14 protein-coding genes and 2 tRNA genes are annotated in these 21,159 nt (G+C 42.4%); 9 read left to right on the top strand and 7 right to left on the bottom strand.

Annotated elements, in window-relative coordinates; genetic code table 11:
• Window positions 1-23: 23 nt before the first annotated feature.
• Window positions 24-374, bottom strand: a complete 351-nt coding sequence (locus tag PSYCG_RS13515; protein ID WP_020442976.1) for an IS630 transposase-related protein — start codon at window positions 372-374, stop codon at window positions 24-26.
• Between the two features lie 367 nt (window positions 375-741).
• Here PSYCG_RS13515 and PSYCG_RS03590 point away from each other — a divergent pair, with 367 nt between their 5' ends.
• The 6 genes from PSYCG_RS03590 (at window position 742) to PSYCG_RS03565 (ending at window position 10,011) form a co-directional block, all read left to right on the top strand.
• The gene (locus PSYCG_RS03590; protein WP_020442975.1) at window positions 742-1,908 is read left to right on the top strand and encodes a siderophore-interacting protein; all 1,167 of its coding nucleotides are present in this window, start codon (window positions 742-744) and stop codon (window positions 1,906-1,908) included.
• Window positions 1,909-1,999: 91 nt separating this feature from the next.
• On the top strand, window positions 2,000-2,764 hold the full coding sequence (locus PSYCG_RS03585) for an ABC transporter ATP-binding protein (RefSeq protein WP_020442974.1): 765 nt from the start codon (window positions 2,000-2,002) through the stop codon (window positions 2,762-2,764).
• A complete protein-coding gene (locus tag PSYCG_RS03580; protein WP_020442973.1) occupies window positions 2,761-3,726 on the top strand; it encodes an ABC transporter substrate-binding protein in 966 nt (321 codons plus the stop codon). The genes PSYCG_RS03585 and PSYCG_RS03580 overlap by 4 nt, the downstream gene beginning before the upstream one ends.
• Window positions 3,723-5,696 (top strand): Fe(3+)-hydroxamate ABC transporter permease FhuB, encoded by a 1,974-nt coding sequence (gene fhuB, locus PSYCG_RS03575; RefSeq protein WP_020442972.1) that lies wholly within the window; start codon window positions 3,723-3,725, stop codon window positions 5,694-5,696. The genes PSYCG_RS03580 and fhuB overlap by 4 nt, the downstream gene beginning before the upstream one ends.
• 297 nt (window positions 5,697-5,993) lie before the next feature.
• Window positions 5,994-8,186, top strand: coding sequence for a TonB-dependent receptor (locus tag PSYCG_RS03570; protein WP_041772451.1), 2,193 nt, complete (start codon window positions 5,994-5,996; stop codon window positions 8,184-8,186).
• 112 nt (window positions 8,187-8,298) lie between these two features.
• Window positions 8,299-10,011, top strand: coding sequence for a multidrug ABC transporter permease/ATP-binding protein (locus tag PSYCG_RS03565; protein WP_020442970.1), 1,713 nt, complete (start codon window positions 8,299-8,301; stop codon window positions 10,009-10,011).
• Between the two features lie 929 nt (window positions 10,012-10,940).
• Here the strand turns inward: PSYCG_RS03565 and PSYCG_RS03560 are convergent.
• The 4 genes from PSYCG_RS03560 to PSYCG_RS03545 all read right to left on the bottom strand — a co-directional run bounded on the left by PSYCG_RS03560 (window position 10,941) and on the right by PSYCG_RS03545 (window position 15,025).
• On the bottom strand, window positions 10,941-11,798 hold the full coding sequence (locus tag PSYCG_RS03560) for an ABC transporter ATP-binding protein (protein WP_020442968.1): 858 nt from the start codon (window positions 11,796-11,798) through the stop codon (window positions 10,941-10,943).
• Between the two features lie 15 nt (window positions 11,799-11,813).
• On the bottom strand, window positions 11,814-12,800 hold the full coding sequence (locus PSYCG_RS03555) for a FecCD family ABC transporter permease (protein WP_020442967.1): 987 nt from the start codon (window positions 12,798-12,800) through the stop codon (window positions 11,814-11,816).
• A 53-nt stretch (window positions 12,801-12,853) separates the two neighbouring features.
• The gene (locus PSYCG_RS03550; protein WP_227500755.1) at window positions 12,854-13,609 is read right to left on the bottom strand and encodes a heme/hemin ABC transporter substrate-binding protein; all 756 of its coding nucleotides are present in this window, start codon (window positions 13,607-13,609) and stop codon (window positions 12,854-12,856) included.
• Between the two features lie 270 nt (window positions 13,610-13,879).
• Window positions 13,880-15,025, bottom strand: a complete 1,146-nt coding sequence (locus PSYCG_RS03545) for a ChuX/HutX family heme-like substrate-binding protein (protein WP_020442965.1) — start codon at window positions 15,023-15,025, stop codon at window positions 13,880-13,882.
• Between the two features lie 466 nt (window positions 15,026-15,491).
• Between PSYCG_RS03545 and PSYCG_RS03540 the strand changes: the two genes are divergently transcribed.
• From PSYCG_RS03540 to PSYCG_RS03530, 3 genes are all read left to right on the top strand, one after another.
• Window positions 15,492-17,672 carry a TonB-dependent receptor plug domain-containing protein gene (locus PSYCG_RS03540; protein ID WP_020442964.1) on the top strand — a complete coding sequence of 727 codons (2,181 nt, stop codon included), beginning with the start codon at window positions 15,492-15,494 and terminating at the stop codon, window positions 17,670-17,672.
• A 90-nt stretch (window positions 17,673-17,762) separates the two neighbouring features.
• Window positions 17,763-19,025, top strand: a complete 1,263-nt coding sequence (locus PSYCG_RS03535; RefSeq protein ID WP_020442963.1) for an HmuY family protein — start codon at window positions 17,763-17,765, stop codon at window positions 19,023-19,025.
• A gap of 92 nt (window positions 19,026-19,117) precedes the next feature.
• The gene (locus PSYCG_RS03530) at window positions 19,118-19,861 is read left to right on the top strand and encodes a siderophore-interacting protein (protein ID WP_020442962.1); all 744 of its coding nucleotides are present in this window, start codon (window positions 19,118-19,120) and stop codon (window positions 19,859-19,861) included.
• Between the two features lie 906 nt (window positions 19,862-20,767).
• Here PSYCG_RS03530 and PSYCG_RS03525 read toward each other — a convergent pair.
• Together PSYCG_RS03525 and PSYCG_RS03520 are read right to left on the bottom strand one after the other, a co-directional pair.
• Window positions 20,768-20,844 (bottom strand) — tRNA-Asp (locus PSYCG_RS03525).
• Between the two features lie 65 nt (window positions 20,845-20,909).
• Window positions 20,910-20,985, bottom strand: a tRNA-Val gene (locus tag PSYCG_RS03520).
• Between the last annotated feature and the right edge of the window lie 174 nt (window positions 20,986-21,159).

The following is a 21,159-nucleotide window of genomic DNA, read 5'->3' as shown; positions in this document are numbered from 1 at the left end:
CTTGCTGTATAAAGCTATTAAGTTTACTCTGATAAGCCGCTCTTTTTATCAGGCATACTTTTGGATGTTCTAAGGTCTTTTTTTTGACTGATACCTAGGCGTTTTAATGCGGCTTCTATACCTGATTTACTGCAGCCTAAACGCTGTGCTCGCTCGTACATATAATCGTCTGGATGCTGCTCAACATCTTTCAATAAAGCTTCATTTGATATTTTAGTCGGTGCTTTATTTCTGGTTATTTTAGGAGCTAAGCTCTGCTGCCAGCTGTGAATCGAGCTTGTGCTAAGCTGATAAAAGTTAGCAGCTTCTCGAATGGTCGTGCCGTCTTTAATGCTACGCAGTACTTGTTTGCGAAAGTCGATTGAATAGGTCATCGTTTATTTCATTAAATGAATTAGTTATAAATATTGTATCGGTTTTATATAAGATTTACTATATCATCGAAAGGAAAATATCAAGAATCCTATGACAATAGTCCGCTTATGATTATAAATACATTGACATACAATCAAATTAACGTAATAATAATCTAGATGTTAATGATTATCAGTAACATCCTTATATTTTCAATTTGTATACTGATTTATATATTTCTATCACCTTACTCAACTACTGATACTCATCAATTAAACCTTTGCTGTTTTTGTTTATATTTTCTGCTACCTTATATTTTCAGATGCCATTTATTTGACGGTTATATGAAGTAACCGTTATATGATTTTTTGGCTTGGATGACCCTTTATGGCTGAAACGCTTACTCGTTATGATACCGATAAAACCCCATTAGCCATTGCTGATAAAGCCATGTTCATTCATCATCTCAATGAAGAGCATCAAGATGAACTTGCGATGTTTATCAATGCCTTTACCTCTGCCTCAGTCGGCGAGTACGATATAGTATCGATAAAAGAATTATATCCTGACGGCCTTCTGTTAGATGTTATGACGATGAATCGCTATCAAAATAACTCTAATGCGTTAAAAGATAGCAGTTCTACAGATAACAGCCTCGCTGAAAAAATTTCTAGTATTAATCATCAATACTTTATCAACTTTTTTGTGCCTATTAGCGACGCTGAGACACTACATGAACAATATATAGCGTTATTGCAGTCATCCGCTACTAAGCTTGGTAAGCGTACGATCAAACTTCAAGAACATCACTTTAGCGTGATTGATGGTTACTATGTCAGTCCTAATATGTATCGACTGGTGGTCACAGCACCCGATAATATCCCACTCAATCATCCCGGCTACGCTTATTTATTTGAGTTAAATCCTGACGTTTTATTTACCATAAACAATGAGTCAGAAAATAATGATAAGCCTTTACAGCGCTACTATACCCTGCGAAAAGCATGGCGAGATCCAATCAGCTCGTCTGTTCAAGCTTGGATAGATGTTTATATTCATGGCGACACGCCAGGTGGCAATTGGGCCCGTTCTCTGAGCTGCGGTATGCCAATAAAAACAGTGCGCGACTATCCAGAGAAAATAGAACACCTCACCGAAGGTCAATGCTTATTAATTTGCGATGAAACTTCTCTGCCTACAATCGCTAACCTATTAGAAAACTGGCAGAATCCGTTGCTGCCCCTTGTCATTGCTATTACTGAAGATCCAAAAGACATCAGTTATTTACATACTCTAAATCTTTGTCAGCACTTAGGTCATGATGAGCATTTTCTACAAGACAATCTACTTCACATCATTAAGACGCCGACAACCGAAATTCCTGAACAAATCATAAGCTTATTACATGCAAGATTAACAACCTTGCCTCTTAAGATTGGCAAGGTATGGGGTGCTCTTGAAGCGGCAGACATCAAATCATTAAGACAACAATTAAAAGCAACCCTTGGGCTATCCCGTCAAGATATGGTCATAAAAGTCTATTGGCGTGCTTAATAATTGCTGCATATTCATAAATAAAATGAAAATCATTTGCATTAACCATCTACTTTTCTTTAAAATCCCCATTTACTTTCGACTGCTCACTATGATGCACATCAATAATTTAAGCTTAATACGTCAAAAAAAAATTTTGCTTCATCCTACTTCTTTTATTATCGAACCAAATAAACTGTATGCGCTCATTGGGCATAATGGTTCGGGAAAATCTAGCCTTATAAAAGCCATGGCAGGAGAAATGACACCCACGCAAGGTGGCATTGAAATAGAACGACAAGATTTGCGAAGTTTTTCTGCTAAAAGACTGGCCACGCATCTTGCCTATTTACCGCAAAACCTACCTGATGCGGGCGCTTTTACAGTCTATGAGCTTGTGATGTTGGGCAGATACCCTCATCAAAAGTGGCTGCAAAAACCAAATGCTGATGATCATCAACAAGTAGAAAAAGCCATCTCCCTCACTCAAGTTGACGCTTTTAGAAATCGTCAAGTATCTACATTATCTGGTGGTGAACGCGCACGTGTATGGTTGGCCATGTGTCTTGCCCAGCAGACAAAGTATCTGTTATTAGATGAGCCACTAGCGGCGCTGGATGTAGTCTATCAAATAGAAGTGTTAAAATTGATTCGTAAATTGGTCGATGAGCAAGGCCTAGGTGTTGTCATTATCCTGCACGACCTAAATCTAGCGGCAAGATTTTGTGATGAATTTATCGCCTTAAAAAAAGGCAAGCTGTGCCATATGAGTGATGTCAAACACACCATGGAAAAGGATGTACTGCGCTCGATATTTGGTGTCGATTTTACCCTACTAACCCATCCTACCACTACTCATAAAGTCGCAGTTATATGAAAGCGCTCACCTTTTCATTCGAGCTATGTGTGGCATTATGCTCAAGTTTATTATTAAGCAGTTGCCAGTCATCTGACGCTACGCCACAAGCACCACAAGCATTGTCTTCTCCAAAAAATCAAACATCGCCTAAAGTAATGACCCCTGACTGGGGCATTGCGGCGACGCTGACTGCCATGGGATACCCACCAGTTGCTATGGGCGATAAACCTTTCTATAGAGAATGGGTCGGCAAGCCTCTTATACCCGATACGACTCTCGACGTGGGAACACGCTATCAACCCAATCCTGAAATGTTCTCTCAGCTAGACTTGGATTTGGTAATAGACAACGCTTTTTATGCGCACCTGCGTCCTATGTACGGCGATTTGCCCATCCACTCTATTGAATTGACCAGTCCTAACAAAATTGCAAAGTGGGAGGACTTTATAGAACCCACGTTAGAATTGGGCCGATCTATCAATAAACCCCAAGCCGCGCAAGATTACCTAGACACCAGTAAGAAACAAATCATACAAGCAGGACAGACTTTTCATGCGCGTTATCCTCATATCAAAAAATTGGCTGTCGTGCAATTTGCCGATACCAATAATTTGCGTATGTTTTCGTATAACAGTTTGTTTCAACCTGCTTTAGAGACGATGGGACTACAGCTAATGGCGTTGTCAGAGGGCAATGAGTGGGGGTTTACGCCCATTATGCTAGGAGACTTAGCACAGCTTGATGACGATACCTGCCTTGTAGTCGTTGAACCTCTTAGTGATCTTCTCAAACTTGAATTAGAAGACAGCTTAGTCTGGCAGCGCTTGGGCTATTCCTTTGATCAAAAGCATCCATCTAACAAAAAAAGCCGCTGCATCACCTTGCTGCCTGCGACATGGAACAATAGTGGCGTGGCTTCTATGAATGTCTTAGCCGAGCGCTTAAAGAATGTCACTTTTGTAGGCAATACCGATTTATGATGAATAAAACAAATTTTCTGTCTGCTAACCGTATTTATATGATGATTGTTTTTTTAATACTGATAGCAGTAGTAAGCAGTTATGCAGTCGTACATCAACTATGGCCTCTAGCTTTTTTAGAATTGTTCACACCCTCATTTGACCTGTCGCTTTCGAACATGAGTATCCAGCTACAAATCCTACCGACTATGTTGGTAGCATTGACTTCTGGTGGTCTTTTAGGATTGGTCAGTGTTTTATTACAACAGCTGGTGAAAAATACACTGGCCTCAGACACGACATTGGCAGTCGGTAGCGGTGCAAACATGGCACTGTTGATTGTCACGTTATTCCTGCCTAGTTTGGCATTAGGAGGAAGTTTTTGGGTCGCCTTTGTTGGCGCGCTTGGTAGTATGGCGATTGTTTTTCTTCTAGCTGCGCCTAGCCGCATGAATCCTTTGGTATTAGTGCTAGGAGGATTGGTTACCAATATTTTATTGGGCGCTATTACTGCCTTATTATTGATTTATTATGCTGAAGAAACCTTAAACGTTATGGTCTGGGCTGCGGGCAGCCTCACTCAGAATAACTGGCAAGTATCTGCCGTATTAATCATCACTAGTGTGGTCGCCTTTATTAGCTTAATGCCTTTATTAAAGCCATTAGAAATAATGAGCTTAGATGATAGGCAAGCCAAAAGTTTGGGCGTTCCTATCAATCTCATTCGTGGATTAGTGGTGGGACTAGTGGCTCTACTGACTGCCCTAGTGGTCAGTCGTGTGGGCCCTATTGGTTTTATTGGTTTGGGTGCTGCCACACTCGTTAATGTATTTTCGGTACGGCGTATTGGTTACCGCCTGCTGTTAGGTTATGTGTTTGGGGCACTGTTACTATGGATCACCAGTAATGCCACGACGCTGTTACAACATTATCTAAGCCTAAATATTCCTGCTGATGCAATGACTGCCATACTTGGTGCGCCATTGGTAATATGGTTAATCATGACCCAAAGTCGCCAATATACCGATGAGGTTATACCTACCTTGGTTTCAGAACGCCGTGACACTCACTTAACGGGTTGGGGAATCGCCTTAATACTGTTGATAGTAGGTGTGCTGGTCTTTACGGCTACTTCAAATGGCTGGCAGCTTAGTACCTTAGGACATTTAATTGTTGATTTTAGATTGCCTCGCACTTTAAGCGCAGCCGCCACTGGCATAATGCTAGCCACTGCCGGCGTGCTGCTACAAACCTTGACACGCAACCCGATGGCCAGTCCTGAAGTGCTCGGTATTAGCTCAGGCTCAGCGATAGGTGTGGTAATGGCATTTGTTTTCCTACCCAGTTTTGGCTACACAGGCATTATATTATCAGGATTGTTGGGTGCTTTTATCGTGCTCAGTTTGATCTTATGGCTTGCCCGTCGTATCAATCCGGCTTATTTATTATTAGTTGGTGTTGCCATTGCCGCATTGATGGGCGGTTTATTAAGTCTGGTAAAAATATCTGGCGATCAACGGGTACAAGCGGTGCTAAGCTGGCTATCAGGTTCTACGTATCTTGCCAGTCCAGAAACGGCATGGATTTTAGTAGGGTTAGCTTTTATACTTTTCCTATCAAGCTTTATGGTGATAAAACCATTAGAAATATTGAGCCTAGGTAGTGGGATTGCCCGTGAGCTTGGGGTATCTTTGAGATTGTATCAAAGCTTGGTACTCATTCTTGTAGCATTACTTAGTACGATATCAACGTTGGCAGTGGGTCCGCTCAGCTTTGTAGGTTTAATGATCCCTCATCTTGCCAGCACATTAGGCGCGGTAAAGCTCAAACGTCAAATTCAATTGTCTGCCATCTTAGGCGCAGGCTTAATGGTTATAGCAGACTGGATCGGGCGCTATCTCATATTTCCCTATGAGATACCTGCTGGCACCATTGCTGCTATTATTGGCGGAGCTTATTTTCTATATTTGATGCGGCGTATTAAGGCTTAATGCGCCTAGATTGGTAAAAATACTAGCTAACTTCAAACTATATTATAGGACTGATATTCATCAGTCCTATTGATAACTATTTAAGATTGATGGACAACCCTATGTAATCTCACAATTATATTTAGCATTAAGGCAGCAATATATTGCAATGAAAATGATTATCATTATAATAAGCATTTAACTTATGCGCTGGAAATATTGATGCAACTGTCTCGCTTATACTCCGCTTTGTTTCGCCTTAACCCATCAAATTTGTCTCATCACCCTTTGTCATTAAAATCCGTATATTACTCTTGTTTGTCTACCTCAGTCATCATACTGGGTGCAAGCCAAGCAGCATGGGCACAAACGGATTTAAGTGTCGACGCTCAATCTGATACTCCAAGCGTGGTGCTTGATACTATTGTGGTGACCAGTAGTGCTGATGCGTCAGCGGATGGATTGCCAGATGCTTATGAAGGTGGTCAAGTCGCGACGGGAAGCCGTGTGGGAATTTTAGGCAATCAAGATATTATGGATACGCCATTCTCTACAACGTCATACACTAACGAATATATCGCCAATCAACAAGCACAGAGTGTGGGCGACCTGCTTAAAAAAGACCCAACCGTACGCGTGGCAAGGGGTTTTGGTAACTTCCAAGAAGCTTACTTTATGCGTGGCTTTATCACCACATCAGATGATACGATGTTTAACGGTCTATACGGTATACTGCCTAGACAGTATATCGCCACCGAATTATTCGAGCGTGTGGAAGTTCAACGTGGCGCTTCTGCCATGCTAAATGGTGCTGCGCCCAGTGGTGGCAATGCTGGTGGTACGATTAACCTATTACCCAAGCGCGCTAGTAATGATCCACTGCGTCAATTGACTTTGGGTTATGGTCAAGGTAATCAAGGTAAAGTGGCGATAGACGTCAGTGATCGCTTCGGTACGGAGGATGCTTTTGGCGTTCGCTTTAATGCCGCTTATCAAGATGGTGATAGTGCCATCGATGATGAATCTTCAACATTAGGTTTAGCAGCGCTTGGGCTAGATTATAAAGGCGAGCAATACCGATTATCAGCAGATTTGGGCTGGCAAGATAACAAACTTAAAGAAACTCGCCCTAGTGTCAATCTTGGTAGTGTTTCTAGCATACCAAAAGCGCCAGACGGCTCAAAAAACTGGGCGCAGCCTTGGACGTATTCAGATGAAAAAGATGTCTTTGGTACCATTCGAGGAGAATATGATTTTAATGATAATCTCACCGCTTATGGCGCCTACGGCGTACGAAATAGCGAGGAAGAAAATTCATTAGCCACCTTAACCGTCAACAATGCTGATGGTGCGGGCACGATTTATCGTTTTGATAATTCTAGAAAAGATTTGGTACAAAGTGCCGAACTTGGTCTACGTGGTAAATTACAAACGGGTGAAGTGGCTCATAATTTGGTATTGGCAGCAAACCTGTATGATCAAGAAGAAAAAGGTGCATTCGCGTTTGATTTTGGCAATCAACCTACGACCAATTTGTACCGTCCTACCGACTACACTGAGGTTCCTTTTACAAGTACAGCCACCTTCGGTGGTAACTTAGACGATCCAAAATTAACCAACAAAAAGCAGTTTCAAAGCTTTGCACTAGCAGACACCATATCACTGTTTGATGACAAGCTTAAAACCACGTTAGGGGTGCGTCATCAGAATATAAAAACGACTAGCTATGATGCCAATACCCAGGCGGAAACTGGTCATTACGATAAAAGTGAGTGGACACCAAGTATCGGTATTGTCTATCAACCGAGCATGGACTGGTCGTTCTACGGTAACTATATCGAAAGCTTAGCACCAGGGAAAACAGCCCCTCAGACAAATAACAATGCCCCTGTCACCAATGCGGGTCAAGCTTTGGACCCTTACGTGAGTGAACAAACCGAAATTGGCGTGAAATATGACAACGGGCTTATTGGCAGTAGTTTATCTGTGTACCGCACTGATGCCGCTCGTGACTATATCGATGATTCAAACACCTTTATATCTGTTGGTAAAAACCGTCACCAAGGCGTAGAACTGACCGTATTTGGTAGCCCTAGCGAAAATATGCGCCTAAATGCTGGCGTGAGTTATTTAAGTGCCAAACAAAAAGACACCGGTAATGCGGCACTAGATGATAATAAAGTCATCGGTCTTCCTACCTTACAAAGTAACGTTAATCTAGAATATGATGTTGCGGCACTTGAAGGATTCACCTTAACAGGTGACATCATTCATACAGGCCCACGTTATGCTGATAATGCCAACACCTTAAAAGTTGACGGTTATACGACGTTAGATCTTGGTGCTCGCTATAAAACTATGCTAGCAGGACAAAATGTCACTTTAAAAGGAATGGTAACCAATGTCACGGGCGAAGATTATTGGCAATCAGTAGGTGGCTATGCAGATGCTGGTTATTTAAATGCAGGCGAACTCACTGCGTTAAAAGTTTCAGCGACGTTTGATTTCTAAACCACGCAAATTAAACTATAGTTATAAAATTTAAACAAAAGGGATTAGGCAACACCTACTCCCTTTTATGCTATTTAGAAATATGCAAAATTCATTTTATTATTGAGTCACTATGTCCTCTCGCGCTACAGCTTCTTTATATCATATGATCTGGTCGCATTATCGCCTGCCTTTTCTCAAAGTCATCTTGCTTAACTTAGTCAATGCCGCTGTTAGTGTGGGTATTATTGCTTATATTAACCACACTTTTATCAGTCAGCCTGTTTTTAATACCTTATCATGGCTAAGCCTCGGTTATTTTTCAGGCCTAGTCATACTACTATTAGTCACGACTTTTTTATCACAGTATGCCCTAACCCGCTTGGGTCATAGATTTGTTTATGAGCTAAGAACCAAGCTGGTAAAACAAATCATCGATACCAACGTTCCGCAAATTGACCAGTTAGGAAACGCCCAACTACTCGCCAGTTTATCTACCGATATCCAATCGATCACCGTGGCCTTTGTTCGTATGCCAGAATTGGTTCAAGGGGTTATTTTATCTAGTGCAGTCGCCTTATATTTAGGTTGGTTGTCATTGCCATTATTGCTGATCATCATGGTTTGGATTGTGATGACGATTTGGATAAGCACCATTTTGGTAAAGCATGTTTACAGTCATTTAACAGAATTAAGGGAGATTAATGATCTTTTGTATCAAGATTATCAATCTATTATTGAAGGTCGAAAAGAGCTTGCGCTCAATCAGCACCGCGCGCAAAAACTATATACTAACGATTTTTTGAGCCACGCCCAGTCTTATAAAAAGCGTGTCATTAAAGCGGATACCTTTCACTTATCAGCAGTGAATTGGTCGAACATTATGATGTTTGCAGCGATTGGCGTCGTCTTTGCGGTCTCAAACTATCTCAATATACCCATGAGCGTTGCCACTACTTTTTCTTTAACCATTCTATTTATGCAATCGCCGCTACTACAAGCCGTTGGCGCTTATCCAACTTTACAAACGGCGCAAGTCGCGTTAGATAAAATACAGACTTTGGCGCTTACTGATTATCAGCCAGCGTTTTTAACCAATGTAGCAGCAAATGATTGGCAGACCATCACGTTGGACAATGTAAGTTATCGCTATCAAGGTGTAAAGCACGATACACCAGAAGTTGTGGCTGAAAATGACACGCTTACTGATGACATTTTAAAAGGAGTCAATTTAACCTTGAGGCGTGGCGAAGTGGTGTTTTTGATAGGGTCTAATGGCAGCGGCAAGTCCACCCTTGCAAAAATAATTACTGGCATTTTTACACCTACGACAGGCGCTATAAAAGTAGATGAACAGACGATTGATTCGGATAACACTACCAATTATCGACAACTATTTTCTGCCATTTTTAGTGATCAATATCTTTTTAAACAATTAATCGGCAGTCAAGACAATGACCCTGATATGTCTTTAGTGACTGAGTGGCTGCGTAAATTAAATTTACAAGATAAATTGACTGTAACTGACCATCGATTGTCTACCGACAAGCTGTCACAAGGACAACGCAAACGCTTGGCCATGCTGCTCGCTGTCGCCGAACAAAAGGACTTCTTACTACTCGATGAATGGGCCGCTGACCAAGACCCCGCTTTTCGCCGAGTGTTCTATCAAACGCTGATTCCTGAATTAAGATCTATGGGTAAAACGCTGTTTATTATCAGTCATGATGACGGTTATTTTGAGCATGCTGACCGTCTGCTGATGATGAAAGAAGGAAAACTGACTGAGTTAAATGCAGAAGAACGCAAGCGCGCTAGTGCGGACGCCATCGCCATGTTAGAGTGAGTAATCATAAGTCGTATCATTAAAAAATCTGGTGGTGTTCTAAAAAGCATGCTGTCATCAGACATAGCCATAATTGATATAAAAGAACACCAAGTCGAACGTTTTAATGTTGTTATCAAGCTTTTTTGAGAAGCAGCAGATTTTTCTAACGACTCGACGTAATTGATATCTCAGGCGACAGAATGGTTCAATATCCCCCCCCTTCATGAGATCGAAAAAGCAATTAACTTGGTTATCGCTGGGAACATTAAAAACTATCGAATGGATAGTGCAGCTGGCAAAGTTGTTTTGAAATAATAAGCTTCTACAGAATTAATTCATATCTATGAGTTAAGTATTACTAGATACCATTACCTACAATATTACGGGTCTACAGATATCATTTATAGATATAGATTATCAGCCAAAATATGAACACACTATACTGATAAAACCTCTAAGTCAGTACTCACAATGCTTCCAATACAAATTACTAATAATGAGATTTGCCAGGTGGCTTTGTGAAAGTCGGGGTTTGATCCTTATTTGGCTGAGGCTTGTAATCAGGCTTTGGAATCAGCATAAAGAATCCTACTTAAACAGTTAGACCAATGCTTTCTTTAGGTAGTTCTTGACCCGATTATATTTATTAAAAGTTCCAGATATCTAGCTGAACCAATAGGAATAATACAATATTAACGTGTTAGATACTGAAACACTAAGTGTCGACTCGCCTGCTATCAGAGTGCTATAAACATTATAATTTATCAGTAACTATGAGTAAAATATTAATGCCATTTAATCATTAAAGTGTTTGCAGACTATATTGTGCAAACTATAACTTAAGCTAATTTTAGATGATATTGTTAGGGTTTAATGATATGTCCTAGTTATGTAGAAAAGTCTCTTAAATTCTTATAAAAAATAAACGAATAATTCTACTGGAAATTTTATACAAACACCAAGCCATTTTCAGTTTGATGCACCTTTATATCAACATCATAAACATCGCTTAATTGCGGGCGTGTCATCACTTCACTGGGCGTTCCTTGCGCAACAACTTCTCCCCCATTTAATAATACCACTTCATCAGTATAGCGATGTGCATGGGTTAAGTCATGGAGGACAACCAAGATACTTTTGCGTTGCTGTTGCACCAGATTATGCAAGTAATTAAGTAAGAAACGCTGATGACGAATATCAAGATGATTGGTCGGCTCATCAAACATCATAATATCGGTATCTTGCATCAGCGCCCGTACGATAGCCAAACGCTGTTTTTCACCGCCTGATAAGGTTTGCACGCGAGCACTGACCAAACTTAATAATTCAAAATCCTGTAGTAAATTTTGTGCGCGCTCAACATGATGGCTATTTGGGCGCTGATACCATGCAAGATTAGGTGAAACGCCCAATAGCGCATAATCCAGTACCGTTAACGGCAGCTCAAAACGCTCATGTTGTCCAACCCAAGCGATATGTCCATGATTCATGACCTCGTTGACCGGCTGACCGTAAATCGTAATGTGGCCATCTGTTTTAAGCGCAGTTCCTGTGTGTTGACCCAAAACCGTGTGCAGCAACGTGCTTTTACCTGCGCCGTTTGGTCCGATAAAGGCGACCAGCTTTTGGCTTGGCACTGTTAGCTTGTCTATTCTTAACAATGTTTTATGACCGTGCGAGATATGAATATCTTGCATCGACAACAGCTCCCCTGCATTACTACTCTTGATATTACTACTATCTATATTGCTTTCTCGATTTACTAGCGATGTCTTTGATATATCCGTAAAAAATGAATGAAACATAAACACTCTCTTTGATTAACGGCGGCTACTACGCACAAACAGCCAAATAAAGAATGGACCGCCAAGCAACGCTAAAACAATGCCAACGGGTACATCCACTGGATAAGCGACATGCCGCGCCGTGCCATCAATGACGAGTAATAATATCGCCCCAAGCCAGCCAGACCAAATCATGAGGCGCATACGTCCGCCACCAAACAGAATGGCCAGCAGGTTTGGCACCATCATGCCAATAAAACCAATGACGCCTGCTAAAGACACCGCTGCCCCTGTCAATAATGCCGAAGCAATCACCACCAAACAACGAACCACACCCACCTTGATACCTAAGGATTTAGCGGCTGCCTCACCTAACATCAACCCGTCCAACTGCCGACCTAATGGCAATAAAATTGCCAACCCCAATAACATAGAGACAATCGAATAACGCAGCGGCACAAAGCCCGCTTCTGCCATACTGCCTGACAGCCAAATGGTCGCCGAGCGCAGCACCATGTCATCAGACATGAATAAAATCAGGCTGACCACCGCAGCACAAAAAGCACTGATGACAAATCCTAATATCAGCAAGCCCATCTGCCCGCCACCTAAAAACCGATGACAAGCGAGAATAAATAAACAGGCCAGCACGCTTCCAGTAAACGCAGCAAGCGGTATCCCAATGCCCCCAAACCCCAATGCCAGAACCAAAACAACACCAAGCGCCGCGCCACCTGATGTACCGATTAAACTTGGGTCAGCTAAAGGATTCTCAAATAAAGCCTGTAATGCTGCACCACTAACTGACAACGCCATACCAACCAGTAATGCCGTCACCACGCGCGGATAACGCAGCTGCCAGATGGTATCATCAAGATAATTGGGACTTGACCATTCGCCAAAGCCAATACCAAGCGCCAACCAAATTAGCAGCACAGATGCGAAAGTGGCGGCAACATAATAGATGCTATGTTTGTGTCTTCCAGTTTGTATAGGGATAGAAGCGGAAATCGTATTTGCCATGTGAGATATCATTTTATTGAATATAAAAGAGGTTATGCTATATATTGCTTGAGCTATTTTGCTACAGCATTCAGCTTTTCTAAGACTTGTGGTGAGTTCAGGCCATAACGTAAAAAGTCATCGGCTGGCCAAAAGTGGATGCCACCATTTTTACCAGCAGCACTTGCCGCAATCTCTTGACGTTTGCTAAATTTACTGACCCCGCCAACCACTGCCTGATTATGATCAGCAATAATGATGACATCGGGCTTGGCTGCCAGCCAGCCTTCACGTGACATGGGTTTTAACCCCAATACGTTTGCCGCATTGATTCCACCAGCACGGCGAATCAGCTCATCGCCTACCGTGCCCTTACCTGCAACGATACGACCATCGTAACTTAATAAATAGCGCTTACCGGTTTTTGCCATTGGGATCATCCCTGCATTCCAACGCTTAGCAAGCTGCGACCCTTCAGGTTTTTTATCCACGTAACTGCCAATTGTTTTAATACTATGGGCAAAGGTATTTACTTCTTCTTTAGGCGCTACATTGACGGCTTTAACCTTTAGACCATTTAAGCGCTGATAAATGCTCACCGGCTGTACCATATAACTGCCGAGCACCAAATCTGGCTTGACGGCCAACACTGACTCGGCGGTGATATTACGATGCATACCCACGGCTGGCACATTCTTTAACGCTGGATTATTATTGGTCGCATCTTTACCAACCAACTTATTGGTCGCTCCTAGGGCCACGACCACATCTGCCACATCTGGGCTCATCGCAACGATACGTTCATAAGCTTGGGCAGAAAGCGAAGGCACGGCAAATGTTCCAATAATGGTAGATATACTTATGGCACTTCTTCTAAAAGATATATGTATCGTTGATAGTTTTTCGAATTTTAAGTTTTTTTTGTTTTGTTTTAATAGCTGAGAGAACATAACGGTTCCTTGGTCATAATTTTGAAGGATTTCTTATAACGGTTGTCGATTGACAAATTATTTATGATTAAAACGACTGTCACGTAAAGGCTTATATAAATGATAGACGCCTCTAGTGCCAGTCATAATTATTCATATCCAACGTTAAATTTATGCCATGTCGTCAGTCGTTAGTACTTGTGTTGCTGTCTTTTCATGCATCATGTCCGCATACGAATGGGATTCGGTAACTTTGGCAACGATCTGCTGCCATTCTTCAAGCTCAGGCGTGCCTTCAATACGCTGACCAAACACACTAAAGATACTGACGCCGTGACCATCAAAACCTTCGATACAAGTCACGATACCGTCTTTGGTTGGACGCTTAACGCTCCATACTTGCGCCAATGCTTTGTCTTTTAAATGCAGCGTAAAGTCATTATGGTCTTTGTCTAAAATATTAAACCAATCACCCATACGCTTGAGTGTCTGTACCGTTCCTGTCTGAATCTGTACGAGTCCACTATTACCGACAAATATCATGATTGGGCATTTGGCATCGCGCGCTTGCTCAAAAACCGCTTCGACAGCGCTAATCTCAAGCTGCTGCGTCATCTGTTCTGGTGCTTGACGGTAACTGCTAGCACGATCGATACCGAGATTTTTTAATAATGAATGAAACTGATGCACATCTGTCATCGCCTGCCAGCCTTGTTGTAGCTGCGCACGCTCTTCTTCACTTAATGCCTTGTAACGCCAGTCATTTAGCGGCTCCTGTGCCCCTAATGCTAGCGTCTCATTACTCACCGTTTGCTGCTGCTCCTTAATCATCGCTTGCCAACGGCTGATATTCTCATCGCTTAGCTCTCGTAGATACACTTTGTCGATAGCAGCACCTTGGACGTTATAAAACTGAATACTATAAGACGGTTTATCGGCGCGGCTGGTATCCGTTACCGCTAACATATGCTGCCATTGCCACATAAAGAATCGCAAATCTAGACCACCAACATTGAGTGCCAATCCCATCTTTTCGCCAAGCTTAAGATTGTGATACGGCGCCGTTTTTTCATGCACTGCCAGCTCGTTTCTGACGATGCTTTCCATGTCACCAAACGTCTCCAACTGCTTTAAAACGGCTTTGCACTGATCTCCAATATACTGACTATAAGGAGATGCAAGCATGAGCTCAAACTCGCTGACACCTAGCGCAGTCGCCCCTTCTGTGGGAAAAAGCATCGGTATTTTTACTTTTAATGCCTGGTATTGTTGCCACAGCTCAGTATTTTTTTTGCTTAACGATAACGGGTGACTCATAGTGCGCTCCATAAAATAGTCGATGATAAAAAAAACCAATCACCTTGGCGTTGTCAGCTTAAATATGAATGTATTAAGAATAGCAGGGATAAAGTATATGACAGACGTTTGAAAAATCAGTGCTTGTCAAAACGTGATCAAGAGACTGCTTTTTTCATAACGTATTAGTCATCACGTCTTTTTCGTAACTGCCGTTTATTATTCCTGCTAGGTGATGTTGAACGAAAATTATTATGGCAACATTTTTTCACTTTGTAAATAGTAATAATTATCATTTGCATATTGATAATTATTATCTTTTGAAATATGATGTCTGAGCTTTGTTGCTGACGATAGTGAATCAAGTAACAAAATCCTTAACAATTAAAACTATGACACGGTCGCTTTAGATTGCTCTTTTTGCAGCAAAAGATCTTTAAGCAACGCGACTTTCTTACTTTCTACTTTTACGATGGTTGTTTTATTTATGTCGATTTTAGCGTCTCAACCCCTTTTGACTCATACAAAATTACACACCCATCCACCACAGCTGTGCCGTAGTAAATTAGCCATAAGTATCGCCCTAGCTGTCTCTTCATTGGCTCCTTTTTCAGTCCAAGCAGCGCCGCCTCTTGCAGAGTCTAATATTGACATTACAAGCGATGCATCCATGCCAAGCATACGTTTAGACCCTATCGTGGTAACGGCGACTCGCTCTGAGCGCGCTTTAAGTGATGCGCCAGTTGCCCTGCAAGTACTTAGCCGCCAACAGCTCGATGACAACCATGCTCATACTTTAAAAGAAGCGCTGGCCTTGTTGCCCAATGTCTACTTACGTGAAGTCCACGGCAAGACAGGTTACGAAGTCAGCATGCAAGGCTTCACAGGTGATCAAGTATTGGTGTTGATTGATGGTTTACCGATCACAGCCAGCACTGGCTCGACAGTAAATTTGAATCAATATATGAATATGGATATTGAGCAAATAGAAGTGGTGCAGGGAGCGGCGTCAGCGCAGTTTGGTAGCGCGGCGATGGGCGGCGTCATTAATATCATCACCAAACCCATTGGCGCGGCAACAGGACATATCACCACCGAGATTGCCAGCAATGGGCAGCAAAATCCATCTGGTAAAAAGCTAGATGCCAATAAGCGCTATGTAGAAGCCAGCGTGGAAGGGGCGTTGGATAAAAACCAGCGCTTTCACGCGCGTCTATCAGGCTCGTATCTGGACAATGATGGCTTAAGCTTAGACCATGAAGCATGGCCCAGATTAAAAGATGCCAGCGAGCAATCACAAGTCAGTGCCCGCCTCAGCTACCGCCCTGACGGTAACGACACATCAGGTAATAACAATGACCACAACGATAGCCGACTGGTCAAAAATTCTCAATATTGGCTAGAAGCCAGCCACTATAAAGAAGACGATATTAGCCGTTTTAATTACTATGTCGCGCCGCGCTATTTGGCACAGCAAAGAGATGAGCATATTACTAAGCAGCGCTTTAGTATCGGGGCACGCGCTGATATCGCGCCGCATGTCGATGATCGCAGCAAGACTTATCGATTGTCCGCTCAAGCGCTGCATGAGGAATATCAAAGCGAATCCAATACTAAAACACAGCAAGCCATCACCAGCGCCCGTGACACAGACATCAGTACCACACTGGCGCAAGCGCAGCTCGACCTACCTGAGTTAATGCTATCCGATAAACACATTCATCTTATCCAAGTTGGCGGTCAGGTTCAGCAAGACAAGTTAAGCCAAACGAAAAATAAATTCAGCGAGCTTATCAGCGATAACGTCAGCCGCGATGTCGGTGAGCTGTATATACAAGATGATTGGCTGATTGGTGATAACTGGGAGGTGTTGAGCGGTATTCGCTATCAGAACGATGAGGACTTTGGTGGCCATACGGCGCCAAAGGTATCACTCAAATACAATCATTTGGATGCCAGCGGTCGTGACCATGTCTTTCGTAGCAGTATTGGCGGTGGTTATCGCGTGCCCAACCTGAAAGAACGCTACTACGTCTTTGACCACAGCAATTTGGGTTATAAAGTCATGGGCAATCCCGACTTGCAGCCTGAAAACTCAACCAGTTACCAGATCGGCTATCAAGGTCAACTGAGCGACACCATGAATTTGACTGTCAATGGTTTTTATAATGAAGTGAACGATCTGATCCAAACCGACGAGGACAACGCTACCTTCGACGGTAACATCGCCATTTATAAATACATGAATGTCGATAGCGCCAAAACTTATGGCGGCGATATTGGCATTGATTGGCAAGTAGATAAGCGCGCCAAACTGCAAGCCAGCTATGCTTATTTAAAAACGCATAACAATGTAACGGATACCGAGCTGACTTATAAACCCAATCACAAAGCGATGCTCGCACTAGACTATCAAATCAATGACAAATTACAGCTGATCCCGCGCCTTAACTATGAATCCAAACAGCTGATTAGTACCAGCGAGCAGGCGTATTCACCGTCTTGGTGGACACTCGATAGCAAGCTCAATTATGACGCAACTGCAAACTTGAGCTTATATGCAGCGATTAATAATATCTTTGATGTGCAGCGTGATGTCACTGATACCAGTGACTATCGTCCCATTGATAATCGTGAGTGGTTACTTGGCGCCAGCTACCATTGGTAAACCTTTGATTCACAACCATTCTAAAGCAGTTGTATTTGTAGTGCTGTTTTTCACCTTTTATATAAAACGACAACCACCAAGGAAGCTGATATGACCCCAATTATCCCATTAGTTAACACCAAGCCGACCAAATTGGCATTACTTTTCAGTAGCAGCCTGTTAGCCCTCAGCATGACCGGTTGCGGTGGCAGCAGTGATGGTACAAGCAGTGACAGTAACGGCAATATTGGTAATGGCGGTAACACGCCGCCTGTTAGCACTGCCAGCTTTAGCGAAACGGCCACTTGGCAAGTCACCAATATAGCGCCTGTGGCCGCTACCTGTTATGACTTTGACGCCAAAGCTGAAAGCTCGTGTGCTGAAGATAAATGGGATATTAAGTTTGATAACCAAGCGCGTTCGGTTAAGCTTTGGTCAAATAGCGGTGATTCTGGCGCAGGTTTGGGCGGCGTTTTTGGTTTGATCGACTGGTCAGATTTGAGCCGTTATAGCAATGCAACTCAAGACCCTGATACCAAACGTGATATTACCATGCACTACAATGAAGACCGTAGTGGCGGTATATTTGATGCACAGCCTTGGTTTGAATACAATTTAAAAGGCAACCATCAGCTCTACCCGAACAATCGCGTCTATCTTGTAACCACAGATAATAGCAGCGCCATGACAGACAGCAGCGTACAGCAGCCTATTTATGCCATGCAAATCACAAACTACTATAATGATGCAGGCACCTCTGGCTACCCTACTCTGCGCTGGTTTGATACGGCCCTACCAAATAAGGTACAGACGAAAACCATCGATGCCTCAAACAATAATAATTGGGTCTATTTTGATTTAGCTACAGGAAAAAGTAGTAGCGATAAAAATAGCACTTGGCAGATTGGCTTTAAGCGTAATGATGTGATTTTAAATGGTGGGGATTCGGGCAGTGGTAAAACTGGGGGTTATCTTGCCGCCACACCAGCCGGATATTATGATGCGCAAGGTAAACCGATTACCAGTCAATTTACCAGCGATGGTAGCGCGGCTACTTTAGCCGACCTTACCAACACCGCTGTATATGATAAACCGCTGAGTGCTAGAAGCTGGGTTATTGACAGTAAAGGCTCAGATCTCAATCCTGCTTATACCGGCAGTTTCCCGAACTTAGACTTTGGCTGGTATACCTACAATGGCATGACCCATCAGCTTAATGCCAAACCAGTTGACAGCGCACAAGGCGCGCTCATTAGATCTGCTGAAGGCAATAGCTATGCACGCGTGCGTTTGGATAAAATCAAATATCCTGATAGCTCAGCGACGACTGCGACCTCATGGGAATTTAAAATAGACATTCAGCCTGCTCCTTAATCTTTTATTTTTGCTAAAATCAAAGATGACAGTATCAATCCTGACTTGATTAGCAACTATCTTTACCGCTACAAAATAAGGCACTTTATAAAATGGCAAAACCTGCTCCAAGAATACTGGATGTTATTTGTACCAAATACATCACGCCACATATGTGCCGCGTCACGCTTGGCGGTGCTGGCTTGATTGACTTTCCAACAGATCAAGAAAGCACTTATATTAAACTCATATTTCCTCAAGGCCATGGGGCTCGACCACTAATGCGCACCTATACCATCAGTGGTCAACGTGAGGATGAAATAGACGTCGATTTTGCCTTGCACGACGCTGAAGGCCCTGCATCAATGTGGGCAAAAAACACTCAGGTTGGTGATCAGATTTTAGTCGGCGGACCAGGACCAAAAAAGCTCATCAACCGCGATGCAGATTGGTTCTTATTAATAGGTGATATGACTGCACTACCTGCGATTACTGTCAATCTTGCACAATTACCTGACGATGCACGCGGCTATGCCATTCTTGAGATCAGCAGCGAGGCAGATCGACAAAATCTTAAAAAACCTAAGAACATTGACATTTACTGGGTTATTAACCCTACTCCAAACTCCGCAAGCAGCCCTTTACTTGAGTATGTTAAAACCATTACTTGGCTTGAAGGGCAACCTGCTGTTTGGGCTGCTTGTGAATTCCATAGTATGAGTGTACTGCGTGACTATTTTAAATTCAACCGGTCCATAGCTAAAACGCATTTATATATATCTAGCTACTGGAAAGTAGAGCGTACAGAGGATGAGCATAAAATTGAGAAGCAGGAAGATGCGCAAAACCTAGAATAATATTCTATCCACCTTCAAAAATCCGAGTTGTGTTAACAATGACTTGAGGGCTATTAATATTAAGCTTCTGACGTTGTCATCAACTCATTCGTAGGCTAGATTATAATCTCTTAGACGTCGATTATTTTATTAATACGGTAATGTAAATATCAATTTAGCCTCTAAATATTATTAGCAACTCAATTCTGATATTGGTGCAAAAGGTTGCCAGAGGTATACATAATATAGTCTTAACAACCTTCCTTGCATGGTGTGCTTTACTCAGGTGATATTGTCAAAACTGGGAGCTGAACGTTGTACCGGCGATGATAGTGAAAGTAATCCAACAGGATTAGGACTAGCGCTCAATAGAAGATCTAGTCAGTCATTTACGCGGCATGCTAAGCACGAGCAACGTATAACCACACGGTGCGCCATTTGTCATTGTGCTGCCGTGGCAACCTTTAGAAAATCAGAATATATTTAATGATAAGTTCATATCAAACGTGAACCAGATAGGGGCAAGCATAGCTGCTAGCTCCTAAAAAAACGTCTATTCAACACTGTAGTCTTTATCTCAAAATTAGTTTGAGGCTAATCCTTTAAGCTCCCGAACTTATCGATAAGCATAAAAAATTGGGGATCAGTTACCGTCAGCAACTTTCAACAACCTTGGTCACAAAATGGTCACCGTTTGGTCACCGAGCACTTGGCCACCGATTTTCAAAAGGTAAAGTACATGCACGCAGACTTATAGAGAATATATTATTAAAGAGTAGATTGCTTCTTAAGAGTTAATAAAGACAGAATAACCAACTCTTACGGATAAAGGCTTTAAGGAGAATTACAGACACAAAAAAACCTCAAGTAAACGAATACTTGAGGCGAAACTTGCTTAAACCCGAGAGTTTAAATTCGTTTTAAATATGGCGCAGCGGACGGGACTCGAACCCGCGACCCCCGGCGTGACAGGCCGGTATTCTAACCAACTGAACTACCGCTGCTTAGGTCGTACTTAGTTTATTTAACCACTTAGCCTACTACTTGAGAGTAATGCCATACTAAATAGTGGTGGGTGATGACGGATTCGAACCGCCGACATTCTGCGTGTAAGGCAGACGCTCTACCAACTGAGCTAATCACCCTTCGAACAATTGCTAGGCAATTTATTCAACATCAACTGAGCTCTAAGTTTGTCACTAAGCTCTGCTGCTGTGGGTGTGTATTATATAGATTTACACATGGCTGTCAAACACTATTTGAAGATTTAATACAGATTTTTGCTAATTTTCTTCATTAAAACTATAAGCAATTGTTTT

Origin of the sequence: Psychrobacter sp. G (assembly GCF_000418305.1) — a bacterium.
In the GTDB taxonomy this organism is placed as follows: domain Bacteria; phylum Pseudomonadota; class Gammaproteobacteria; order Pseudomonadales; family Moraxellaceae; genus Psychrobacter; species Psychrobacter cryohalolentis.
The sequence above is the reverse complement of the archived record's forward strand: the minus strand, read 5'-3'. Positions and strand labels throughout refer to the sequence as shown.